Raw genomic sequence first — 12,301 nt, forward strand, 5'->3', positions numbered from 1 at the left:
AGTCATGCGCCGGAAAGCCTAAGTTCCGTGGCTGTTCAAACAATGACCGGGTTCACGGCGCGTATGTTTTTGGTGGTACGGGTCCAGCGCCGCAGAGACCCGGGTAGGCAGTCAACTTGAGAGGCAACGACATGAAATTCTTCGAATCAACCCAGCGCAAAATCAAGCAGCAAACCTTGCATCGCTTCCTGCGTCCCGCGTTTGCTCAAACCCTCTGCAAGGGGACAGGGCTCTGCCTGCTCCTGCTGACCTCCCTGATGGCCGGCCATCGGGCGATGGCACAGGCCGTCAGTGGCACCATCGTCGGCACCGTCACCGACGCCACCGGAGCGGTTGTCGCCGGAGCGCAGGTCTCCATCGTCCTCACCGGGCAGAGCACCGCCTACAGCACCGTCACCAACGAGAGCGGCAACTACACCGAGCCCAACCTCCCGCCTGGAACCTACAGCGTGACGGTGACCGCGAACGGGTTCAAGAAGCAGACGCAGGAGAACGTCTCGCTGCTGACCAATACCACCGACCGTATCGATCTGACCCTGGCCACCGGCAGCACGACCGAGACCGTCACCGTCTCCGCCGCTCCGCCGCTCCTCCAGACCGACCGCGCCGACATCTCCACCAACATCGAGCAGCGCCAGATCGCCGATCTGCCCCTGTCGAGCGGCAACAGCTTCCAGTCCCTGCTCCAGACCGTCCCCGGCATGGCGCCGCTGACCTTCAACAACTCGCAGTTCTTCAACGCCAACAACGACATCTCGACCAACGCGAACGGCCAGTCGACCTATGTGAACCTGTACCAGATCGAAGGTATCGACGACGATCAGCGCACCGGCATTCACATCATCCTCGTCCCGCCGGCAGCCGCCATTGCAAACGTCGACATCACGACCAACAACTTCGAGGCTGAGTTTGGCCGCGCTGTCGGCACGGTCGTCAACGTGACGCTGAAGTCGGGCACGAACAAGTTCCATGGCTCGGCCTTCCACTCCATGGAGAACAACGGCGTCAACGCCCGCAACTACTTCGCCACCGGACCCAACGGACGCCTGGTCTACAACTACAGCGGCGGCTCCTTCGGCGGTCCTATCCTCAAGGACAAGCTCTTTATCTTCGGCGACATCCTCCGCACCTCGGACCACGAATCGACCACGTACATCACCTCGGTGCCCTACTACAACGTGGTCAACAACTCCCTCAATCTGTCCGGCTACTCCGGACAGGTCTACGACCCCAACACCGGCGATACGGCCGACTGCACCGGCAGCGGCGCAACGGCAAACAACTGCGGCACCGGCCGCACGCCCTTCGCGGGCAACATTATCCCGTTGAACAACCCCGGCATCAGCCCCATCAGCGTCAAGGTGCTCACGATGCTGGATGCGCTTTCGCGGAATCCGGCGACCAACCTCTCCGCCGCCAAGTACACCTCCGGCGTCATCTCCAACAACTTCTCGTCCAACCTTCCCTTCCATAAGGATGCGTGGAGCTACGACATCAAGTCGGACTACGCCATCTCGCAGAAGGATCACCTCAGCGGCCGGTTCAGCCACCAGACGACGAATACCTTCCAGGCTCCCGTCTTCGGCTCCTTCCTCGGCGGCCCTGCCGGCGGCGGCGGGTTCGAAGCCACCGGTGTCGCCACCGCGTACAGCACCGGCGGCAACTACGATCACACCTTCTCGCCCACCCTCTTCACCGAGGTTCGCGCCGGCGTCGCTCACCTCCGCAACTCCGCCACGCAGACCGACTATGGCCAGAACGACGCCAAGACGCTGGGCATCCCCGGCAACGGGCCCAACGGGACCAACAACACCCTCACCACCAGCGGTCAGGTCGCCTTCACGCTCAACAACTTCAACGGCCCCCTCATCGGTTACTCCGCTTCGCTGCCCTGGCTGCGTGCGGAATCCAACATCGACGTCGCCAACAACTGGACCAAGATCATCAAGAACCACCAGTTGAAGGCAGGCGCGGACATTCGCCGCATCCGCGACGATCTCTTGCAGGGAAACAACAATGCGGCCGCCGGGCAGTTCTACTTCTCCGAAAACCAGACGTCCGCTCCTGGCGCCACCTCCTTCAACGGAGCGGCTACGGGCCAGGCCAACGACATTGCCAGCCTTCTGTTCGGCGTGCCGAACAAAGTCGGACAGGACACCAACAGCACCTTCCCGGCCTATCGCCAGAGCTGGCTCTTCTTCTTCGTCTCCGACAAGTGGCAGGCCACCAGCAAGCTCACGGTCGACGTGGGCCTGCGCTACGAACTCTATCCCCCTGCGACGCCGCGTAAGGCCGGCGGCTTCGTGAACTACGATCCCACCACCAACAAGCTGATTATGGCGGGCGTTGCCGGCAATCCCTCCAACCTCGGCATGCAGTCCAACTACAAGAACTTCGCTCCACGCCTTGGCGCTTCCTTCCGCGCGACTGACTCGCTCGTCATCCGCGGCGGCTTCGGCGTCAGCTACGTTCCGTTCGTGGATAACACCTACGCCTACAACTACCCCATCAAGACCAGCACCGCCTACAACAACACGCCGGCCTACGGTGCAGCTCTCAATCCGGCGGGTGGATACGTCAACTTCGTCACGGGTATTCCGGCGACGCCGACCATCGCCTTCGGATCCGACGGAACGCTCACCGAAAGCGCCGCCAACGGCACGATCGGGCTCGCGAACCTTTATATTCCGAAGGACTTCAAGAATCCCTACGTCACCTCCTGGAACGTGGCGCTGCAGCAGGCTCTCCCGGAGAACCTGTCCCTGCAGATCGCCTATGTGGCCAACCACGGCACGCGCATCAGCGTGGCGCAGAACATCAACCAGCCACGCGTGTATGGGCAGAGCGGTACGTCCGATCCGCTCAACATCGCCTTCGGCAAAACCGCTGCGGTCACCCAGTACTTCATGGGCACGTCCAACAACTTCCAGTCCCTGCAGGTGCAGCTTATCCGCCGCATGACGAAGGGCCTTGCCTTTACCTCGGCGTTTACCTGGAGTAAGGCGCAGGGCTACGTTACCGGCGCACAGGATGGCGCCTTGCTCTTCTTCGCGGGCGACCTGCGCCGCAACTACACGGTGCTCGACTTCGACCGCACCATCAACTACGCGCAGACCGTCACCTACGAGCTGCCCTTCGGCCGTGGGAAGAAGTACCTGAACCACGGTCCTCTGGTGTACGCGCTGGGCGGATGGAAGGCGTCGGCGATCGTTACGGCCGTCACCGGTTCGCCCTTCACGATCACCACCAGCAGCCCCACGCCGGGCACCGCGCAGACCGTCAACATGAACGGAACCTACCACGTGACCCACGCGCGGACCGGCGCCGGCAATGTGTCATGGTTCGATCCCTCGGTGTTCTCGGCTCCCGCAACCGGTATCGTCGGCAACACGCAACGGAACCAGTTCCGCGGACCGGCGGACTTCGGCAACAACCTGTCGCTCTTCAAGGCCTTCCCCATCTTCCGGGAATCCAATCTTGAGGTGCGTGCGGATGCCTTCAACCTGACCAACACACCGCAGTTCGCCAACCCTTCGGCGACCCTTGGGAGCACCCTCGGCCGCGTTACCGGCACCCTCGGCAGCGGCGTCGGCAACGTCAACGGCGTCGGCGGACCACGTGTCCTCCAGGCCGGCGCGAAGCTGACCTTCTAACCCTCCACCAACCCGAGCCTGCCGCGGCGCCACGTTGCGGCAGGCTCGTTCCGTTTACGGGTCCTTCCGGCCCATGCACTTGCAGCCGCTGGTAGCGTTTCCAGCCGGCTCCATGACACAATGATCCCGTTTCAAAATTCCCTCCCGGAAAGAGTCAGCCATGCCTTCCTCGCGCCGTGAATTTGTAGTTGGAATGGGCCTCGCCGCCACCGGTCTCGCCACGCGCGGCCTCTACGCGCAGAAGGCCTCGGTCTCCACATCCTGCCCCTTCCGGCTCGCCGTCATCAACGACGAGATTTCGCCCGACTTCGACCACGCCTGCGACGTGGCGGCCAACGAGTTCGGGCTGCACTGGATCGAGCTCCGCAGCATGTGGGGCAAGACGGTCACCTCGCTGGACGCGGCACAGATCGACGAGTCCAAACGCATCCTCGCCAAGTACAACCTCAAGGTCACCGACATCGCCAGCCCGCTCTTCAAGTCCGACTGGCCCGGCGCGCCGATTTCGCAGCACAGCCCAAGCTTCAAAAAACCCAGGGAAGTCGATCCGCACGAGCAGGACGCGCTTCTGCTGAAGTGCATCGAGACCGCAAAGGCCTTTGGGACGGACCGCATCCGCTGCTTCGACTTCTGGCGTCTCGAAGACCCGAAGCCCTATCGTGCGGCCATCAACGCCAAGCTCAGCGAGGCCTCCGAGACCTGCGCCAAACACGGGATGATTCTTCTTCTCGAAAACGAGATGGCCTGCAACACTGGCAGTGGCGAAGAGGCCGTGGAGACCCTGGCCGGCGTGCCCAACAAGAACTTCATGCTCAACTGGGATCCCGGCAACGCCGCCACTTTTCCGGGCAACGTCCCGTATCCCGACGCCTACAACAAGATTCCGAAGCACCGCATCGGTCACTGCCACTGCAAGGACACCGTCCGCGCGGCCGATGGGAAGGCCTCGTGGGCACCGGTAGGCGGAGGCATCATCGATTGGACCGGGCAGTTCAAAGCCTTCGTGAAGGATGGCTACCACTATGGCGTCTCGCTGGAAACCCACTGGCACGGAGCCGCAACTCCTGAAGAGTCAACGCGCATCAGCATGAAGGGGCTGAAAGAGACCCTCGTCAAAGCCGGAATCACCTGCTAGAAGAAGCGTCCCGTTCGCTTTTGCCGTTGTCTCTTTTTCCGCTTTTTCCCCACAATCTTTTGTCTGTTTTTAGCCCGCAACGAGAGGGAATCCATCATGGTCACACGCAGAACATTCATGGGCCAGGCTACCGCCGCAGCCGCTGTCATGGCGCTCCCCACCGCACGCGCCCTCGGTGCCAACGATCGCATCCGGGTAGCCCTTGTGGGCTGCGGAGATCGCGGCCAGGAGGACATGCGCAACGCCCTCAAACAGCCCAACATCGAGATTGTTGCCGCAGCCGACGTCTATACGCGCCGCCTGGAGCAGATGACCGCCAAATATCCCGGCATCAAGACCTACGATGACCCGCTGAAACTCCTCGAAAACAAGGACGTGGACGCGGTCATCAACGCGACGCCCCTGCATCTGCACGCCAAGTACTTCCTGGCCACCCTTGCGGCGGGCAAGGACCTCTACTCCGAGAAGACGATGTGCTACAACATCGCCGATGCCACGGCCTGTCGCGACGCCGCCAAGGCCTCCAAACAGGTCGTCCAGATCGGGATGCAGCACGAGAGCGAAGGCGAACTCCGCGATGTGCAGAGTTGGGTGAAGGGCGGAAAACTGGGTAAGCTCACGATGGTTGAGGCCTGGATGAGCCGCAATACCCCGCGTGGAAAGGGCCAATGGGTCCGGCCAATTCCCGAGGACTGCAACCCGGCGCACGTCCGCTGGGATCTCTTTTTGGCGAATCGTCCGAAGGCCGAGTTCGACCCGATGAAGTTCATCAACTGGCGTCTCTTCTGGGAGTTTTCCGGGGGCAACATCACGGAGAACATGGTGCACCAGATCGCGTGGATCGCCTCTGCGCTCGATCTCGACGTTCCCGCGGCGGCCTACTGCGCGGGCGGCGTCTTCTCCGAGAAGGATGGCCGCCAGGTCCCCGATACCATCGCCGTGACGCTGGAATATCCCAACGACCTCACGGTGCTTTGGCAGTCTACCTTCTCGAACGCCCGCTACGGTCTTGGGGAGCACTATCTCGGCTCGAATGGCACGATCGAGCATGTCTCCGGTTCGACCGGTATGATCACCGGCAGCCGCTCCGGCAATACCACCTACATGCCGGAGAAGATCAACAACGCCGAGGGCACGGTCATCCAGTCCAGCACCCCGGGCGTGGATCATATGGCCAACTGGTTCGAGGCCATTCGCTCCCGCTCGCACAACGTCCATGCCACGGTGGATGTGGGCTACAAGTCTTCGGTCGCGGCCTACATGTCGAACCTCGCGTACCGCCGCAAGGCTCGCGTGACGTTCGAGGAAGCGAAGGCTGCCGACCCCAACGCGCTGTGGATGGATATGCCCGGGCACCACGCGCACGGCTAGCTACGGCGTGCCGTCTCACCCCATCCCACACGCGCGACTTGCTCGCGGTGTGGGGTTTCTCTTCGGACGCACGATCCTTGCCGCTGCGCGGGAGGGGAATCAAAGTGCTCCACGGCCCGGCGGGATGATGTGGCGGTTTGTATACTCAAAGCCAGATGTTCGCCCCCTTCCAGTCCGTGACCACGGCCCACCCGCTGGCTTCGTTCGCTGCGGTCGTCGGGCTTGGACTGGTCCTGGGGATGCGGCACTCGACCGATCCCGACCATGTGGTCGCGGTTTCCACGATCGTCGCGCGGGAGCGCTCGGTCCCACGGGGGGCGCTGATCGGTGTGCTGTGGGGGCTTGGTCACACGATCACGATCGTGGCCGTGGGCGCTGCCATCATCCTCTTCAAGCTGGTGATTCCGCCCCGCCTGGGCCTTTCGATGGAACTTGCGGTCGCCGCCATGCTGATTCTGCTCGGCGTGCTGAACCTGACGGGCGTTCTCTCGCGCATCACCCACCACTTCACGCCGGAGCCGACGAAGCCCACGCTGGGCCTCTTTCACATCCTGCGCCCGCTCTTCATCGGGCTGGTCCACGGACTCGCGGGATCCGCGGCTGTTGCCTTGCTGGTGCTCTCGATGATTCCAAGCCCCACCTGGGCGGTGGCTTATCTGGCGGTCTTCGGGCTGGGCACGGTGCTGGGGATGATGCTGATGACGACGGCGATGGCGATTCCCATCGCCTTGACCGGACGCGGCGCCACCCGCACCCTGACGGTCGTTTCTGGCCTTGCGAGCATCTGCTTCGGCCTTTTCCTGGTGTATCAGATCGGCTTCGTCGATGGCCTTTTTACGGCGAACGTTCACTGGATTCCCAGTTGATATTCCTCGCTCCGCGTGGCGACAGGTCCAAAACATGGAAAAATGTATGGATATCGTGGCCAAATGGGTGGAAAAACGTGGTGCGTGAAACATGGGATCGCATCCGGACTGTTTCCAGGGAGAGCTCCCTGTCACGGCAGAAGATTTAGCTGCGCTTGTACTCTACGAGCTTCTGCCTGGTTCCGCGGCGACGATTCCACTTGTACTTCAACTGGCCCCAGAAGATCGGCAGTTGCTGGAAGTGCGAGTGGATGCCGAAGAGAAGCAGGGCTACCCAGTCGTCGGTCTTCCAGCGATTTTTCAGGGCGGAGCGGAGGCTGATGGCCGCGAAGAACGCGATCATCAGAGCGAGGGGCAACGCGCTCCGGAGCAGGACAGAGCCGAGCACTCCGGCGAGCAACACCGCGATATGGGTCAGGGCACGATTGCGGTTTTTCACGGCCTCTTCTTCCCAGAAGCTTTCTCCGCGGGCCTTCAGCATGTCCGAGACCTCGGCGAAGGCGTAGCCGGCGCGGGTGTTGCGCCGCCAGTACTGGCTGAAGTGGTGGATCGCGAGGTCGTGACCGGTCATCTTGCGGTCGACGTGGAGGATTCTGAAGCCTTTTGCCGCGATCCTGCGGCAGAGCTCGGGTTCTTCGCCGGCGATGAGGGTGTCGTCGAATCCGCCGACGGACTCGAGCACCGCGCGCCGCATGAGGGCGTCTCCGCCGCAGTAGGGCGTGAAGCCGGGAGCGTAGATCCAGTCGAGGTCGAGCATGCGGACGTACATGGAGCTTCTGGGGCGCGTCTCCCGGCGGTGGCCCCAGACGATGGCGATCTCGGGTGCGTTGAACTCCGGCAGGGATGCCGCGACGAACTCCGGATCGAGGATGGTGTCGCCATCGAGGAAGAGGATCATCTCGCCCAGGCCGGCGCGCCATCCGGCGTTTCGGCCGAGGGCTGCGGAGGGACGCTCGGGAGAGAGTGCCACGACGCGTGCGCCCATGGCCTCGGCGAGTTCGACGCTGCCGTCGACCGAGCCCGAATCGACGTAGATGGTCTCGACGGTGAAGCCGTCGCGGCGCATGTGCTGCACGGAGTGCAGACATGCGGCGAGCCGCTCGCCCTCGTTGCGCCCGATCACGACCACGGAGAGGAGCATCAGGCGCGCCCGCCCTTCATGGGACGGATGGTTGCGGGGATTCCCACGGCGATGGAGCCGGAGGGGATATCGGTGAGGACGACGGCGTTCGCGCCGATGGCGACGTCGTCGCCGATGACGATCTCGCCGAGGATCTTCGCGCCTGTGCCGATGTCCACGCGGTTGCCGATGCGTGGCGAGCCGCGTGTGCCTTTGCGGCGGAGTCCGATGGTGACGCCGTTGCGGAGCGTGCAGTCGTCGCCCAGCACCGCGTCTCCGCTGATGATGATGCCGCCGATATGCTCGATGACGAGACCACGGCCGATGACGGCCTCGCAGGGCAGCTCCACCTGCAGGAGCATCTCCGACCAGAATTTCATGACTTTATAGGCAAAGGAGAAGGGAACCCGGAGCGCGCGGGGCTTGATGCCGTAGCGCCATCGCCCGAAGCGGTAGATGACGAGCACCCAGAATCCGTGCCGGTTCCATTGCCGGTCGTGGCTCTTCCAGTCGTCGCGAATATTTTCGAACACCCTCTCCCCCCGAAGATCAGTGAAGCAGCGAACTCACCGTAAAGAGCTGCACCAGAGGCGAGATCTTGGCGAAGGCATAGCCGAGGCCGTTGAAGGTGCTCTCCGGTACGAGAATGATATCCCCTGTCTGGAGGGAGAGATCCAGCGTTCTGGGGGTGAGCATGTCCTTGTACGCGACTTCCTGCGTTCGTCCGGGCTGGCCGTTCACGCCGCGATGGATGATCTGGATCTTCGGGTTCTTGCCGGCCAGCTCGGTGACTCCGCCAGCCTGCGCGAGGAGTTGGGGCAGCGTGGATTTTGCATCCAGCCGCATGTTTCCGGGGCGCGCCACCATGCCGAGGATGGAGACATATTTGGTCTGACCGGGGACGTAGACGACGTCGTCGCGTTTGAGGCGCATGTTCGCGAGGGCGTTGCCCTCATCGAGCAGACTGCGGAGCTGGACGGTGATCATGGTCTCGTTGCCGCGATAGATCATGCACTCTTCGGGGACTGCGATCGGCCGCGTCGAAGGGCTGGCGTCGATACTGCCGCCGCCGCTCCCACCCGATCCGCCGCCTGCCTGCAACTGGGCTCCTCCGCGGGAGATGACTTCGAGGAGGGTTGGAGGGCCGTCGAAGAGAAGGATTCCAGGATGCTCGACCGCGCCGAGGAGGAGGATCTTGTTGGAGGAGTACTTGTCCACTCCGATGGAGACAGTCATCCCTGCGTAGTAGGCTCCGAGTGCCTCTTTGATGACCTCGGCGGCGCCTTCGCGGGTCTGGTCGACTACCTTCACCGAGCCTACGATGGGCATGGTGATGTTTCCGTCGGGGCCGATGGTGTGCTTTCCGGTCAGCTCCGGGCGGCCGATGACGTCGACCGAGATCTCATCGCCGCGCCCGAGTTGGTAGGGCTGATCCGCCGCTGGCTCGAAGGCCTTGAGGACGGCTTCCCGGTTCATCTGCAGGCCGGGCGCGGCATCCTGCGCCTGGCACAGTCCAGCGATCAGCACCATTCCCATCAGCGAGCATCGACGCACCAGCATCATCGCAACCCCTTCGACCTACCGGTCAGATTCAATCATAGGTCACGCTCCTGTCTTCCATCCGGCCAAAACAAGGTTCCGATCGTTACCAGACAGCAACCGTTTTTCACAGGACTTCCTTTCCCTGCACACACATTCCATCAAAGGGGGGGATAATTGCAGGAACCATCATGCCAGTTCTTCGAAAATCGCGTTTCGTTTCGGGCTTTATTCTTGTGATTCTCCTCGGCTGCCAGCGGAACATCGCGCACTCCACGTCAGTTGCGGAGCCGGCCTCCGACCCCACGACGACTATCACGGACATTCACATTGCTCCCGTGGTGATCCGCTCCGAAGTGAAGCGTTTCGGGATCAACATTGCCGGTCAGAGCTTTTACGACTCGGGGCAGATGCTGCGGAATCTAGTTGCCTCGAATCCCGGCTTCGAGGGCGAGACCTGGCAGTCGATTCTCCGGTGCGCCACGGCCTCTTCGGTGCGGTGCACGGAGGCCAACCAGTGGAACCAATGGCCTGCCGACTTCCTGAAGGGTGCGACCTTCGAGTTCCTGTCCGGCCCGTCGGTTGGGTCGACCGGAACGATTACGCAACAGGACGCGGCCAACCCGAACCTGAAGGACGACGGCATCAGCCTGCACTTCGACCGTCTCAATACGGCCCCGCTTCCGGGGGACTTCGTGGTGGTGCGCAAGACGATTCCCGGCAAGGCGGAGGCGGGATGGTGGCCGAGCGTGTGGGCCGGCGGCACCATTGCGACGGAGACGAAGGATCTTGCTCCCAATACCCCAGGCAAGCAGGCCCTGCGCCTGACGGCGGAGATTCCGGGGCAGTCCGCGGGGGTGAATGCGTACTTCGACTCTCTGGCGGGGCACTCCTTTGTGCAACTCCGCGGTGTGTATCACGTTGCCTTCCGGGCGAAGGGGCTCGGCGGGAACAACAGGATCAATGTGGCTGTTCACCGCGATTCGAATGGACAGACGGAGTCCATGCTCAACAAGCAGGTGAGTCTCTCCAACCGGTGGCAGGACTATACGCTGGACTTTACGGCGAACGAGCATGACACGATCGGGACTGCTGCCCTGGGGTTTTCGGTTGGCGGCGGCTCGGTTTTGCTGGATGATGTGTCGCTTACTCCGGCACGGACCTCTTCGAACTCGACGGCGTTTCGCGATGAGGTGGTGGAGACGTTGCGAGAGCTTCGGCCCGGCGTGCTGCGCTACCAGGATGGCGATCATCTGGGGTCGTCGATCGACAACCTGATTGCACCGGTGGCTGGCCGTCAGCGTGCGGGCTGGAGCGAGCGGACCGCGGAGCAGGGTGGGATTCCGATCGGGCTGCCGGAGTTTCTGGCGCTGTGCCAGGCGGTTGGGGCGGACCCGTGGTTCAATATGCCCTCGGCGATTACGCCGCAGGAGACCAGGAATCTGATCGAGTATCTGTCTGGGCCGGCGGGTACGCCGTATGGGGCGAAACGTGCGGCGGCGGGGCAGGTTCAGCCGTGGACCGAGGTGTTTTCGACCATCCATCTGGAGCTTGGGAACGAGGAGTGGAATGGGCCGATCTTTGCGGGGACGGCTATGCCCGACCCGGTTATCTACGGGTCGAGGGCGCGGCTGATCTTTCAGGCGGCGCGCAGCGTGCCGTTTTATCCGTCGAACAAGTTCGACCTGGTGATCGGGACGTTTGCGGATATTCCGGACTGGACGACCAAGGAGCTTTCGCACTCGGGCGCGTACGATTCGACCGCCGTTGCGCCCTACCTTTTCAATCACTTCAACGACGATAGCTCGAACGAGGCGATCTTCGCGCCGATGTTTGCGGAACCGGAGCGGCTTGATTCGGTCGCGTCCGGAAGCATGTACCAGCAGGCGAACGTGGCGGCGCATGCGGCGCGGCCGGCGAAGCTGTCCGTGTATGAGGTGAACCTTGGAACCGCGGACGGGACGGCTTCGCAGGAGAGCGTGAACCGCGCGGTTCCGTCGGTTGCGGGAGGGATTACGGTCATCGAGCATATGCTGCTGATGCTTCGCGATCTGGGTGTCAGTACGCAGTCGATCTGGGCGCTGCCGGGTTTCCAGAACGGCTTCGCCAACACGACGGGGAAGCCGGAGCATGAGACGTCTCCGCTGTTTGGGGCGGTGGTCGATATGGGCGGGACGACGAATCGCCGGAGGCCGGTGTACCTGGCGGAGAAGCTGGCGAATGCATCGATTCTGGCGAATATGCTGGAGACGAAGCTGACCGGGGCGAACCCGACGTGGCAGCAGAAGAAGAGCCAGAACGACCAGGTGCAACTGGACCGGGTGCATGCGCTGCAGACGTTTGCGTTCTCCGAGGGAGCGAGCCGTACGCTGATCGTCGTCAACCTGAGCCGCACGGGGACGCAGCCGATTACGATCTCGGGGGAGGCTCCGACGGGGCCGGTGAAGGTGTCGGTGCTGACGTCGGAGCATATCGACGATACGAACGAGACGTCGAACAAGGTGGCGATCAAGGAGATGACGCTGCCGAGTTTCCATGCGCAGACGCCGTATGAGCTGGCTCCGTTTTCGATGACGGTTTTCAGTTGGACCGGGCGTTAGCGGGGCTATGTGAGGGC

General features: G+C 62.6%; 8 protein-coding genes. 5 read left to right on the plus strand and 3 right to left on the minus strand.

Translation table 11 applies throughout. The annotated features are described in order from the left end of the window. The first annotated feature begins 131 nt into the window (after positions 1–131). The 4 genes from BM400_RS22770 (at position 132) to BM400_RS06300 (ending at position 7,025) form a co-directional block, all read left to right on the plus strand. Complete coding sequence (locus tag BM400_RS22770) at positions 132–3,653, plus strand: outer membrane beta-barrel protein (protein ID WP_281245488.1); 3,522 nt, start codon at positions 132–134, stop codon at positions 3,651–3,653. A 160-nt stretch (positions 3,654–3,813) separates the two neighbouring features. Further along, entirely contained in the window at positions 3,814–4,788 is a 975-nt protein-coding gene (locus BM400_RS06290; protein ID WP_089837666.1) for a sugar phosphate isomerase/epimerase family protein, read from the plus strand. A gap of 96 nt (positions 4,789–4,884) precedes the next feature. Next, entirely contained in the window at positions 4,885–6,159 is a 1,275-nt protein-coding gene (locus BM400_RS06295) for a Gfo/Idh/MocA family protein (protein ID WP_089837668.1), read from the plus strand. A gap of 155 nt (positions 6,160–6,314) precedes the next feature. After that, positions 6,315–7,025, plus strand: a complete 711-nt coding sequence (locus BM400_RS06300; protein ID WP_175528892.1) for a high-affinity nickel-transport family protein — start codon at positions 6,315–6,317, stop codon at positions 7,023–7,025. A gap of 145 nt (positions 7,026–7,170) precedes the next feature. Here BM400_RS06300 and BM400_RS06305 read toward each other — a convergent pair whose 3' ends face one another. The 3 genes from BM400_RS06305 to BM400_RS06315 are packed head-to-tail and all read right to left on the minus strand — an operon-like array spanning position 7,171 to position 9,708. Further along, complete coding sequence (locus BM400_RS06305) at positions 7,171–8,166, minus strand: glycosyltransferase family 2 protein (protein WP_089837670.1); 996 nt, start codon at positions 8,164–8,166, stop codon at positions 7,171–7,173. Then, a complete protein-coding gene (locus BM400_RS06310) occupies positions 8,166–8,678 on the minus strand; it encodes a serine O-acetyltransferase (protein WP_089837672.1) in 513 nt (170 codons plus the stop codon). Before BM400_RS06310 ends, BM400_RS06305 begins: the two co-directional genes overlap by 1 nt. Positions 8,679–8,694: 16 nt before the next feature. Further along, positions 8,695–9,708 carry a polysaccharide biosynthesis/export family protein gene (locus BM400_RS06315; RefSeq protein ID WP_089837674.1) on the minus strand — a complete coding sequence of 338 codons (1,014 nt, stop codon included), beginning with the start codon at positions 9,706–9,708 and terminating at the stop codon, positions 8,695–8,697. Positions 9,709–9,875: 167 nt separating this feature from the next. Between BM400_RS06315 and BM400_RS06320 the strand changes: the two genes are divergently transcribed. Then, complete coding sequence (locus BM400_RS06320) at positions 9,876–12,284, plus strand: hypothetical protein (RefSeq protein WP_141223824.1); 2,409 nt, start codon at positions 9,876–9,878, stop codon at positions 12,282–12,284. Positions 12,285–12,301 lie beyond the last annotated feature (17 nt).

Origin of the sequence: Granulicella pectinivorans (genome assembly GCF_900114625.1) — a bacterium.
GTDB classification, from domain to species: Bacteria; Acidobacteriota; Terriglobia; order Terriglobales; family Acidobacteriaceae; genus Edaphobacter; species Edaphobacter pectinivorans.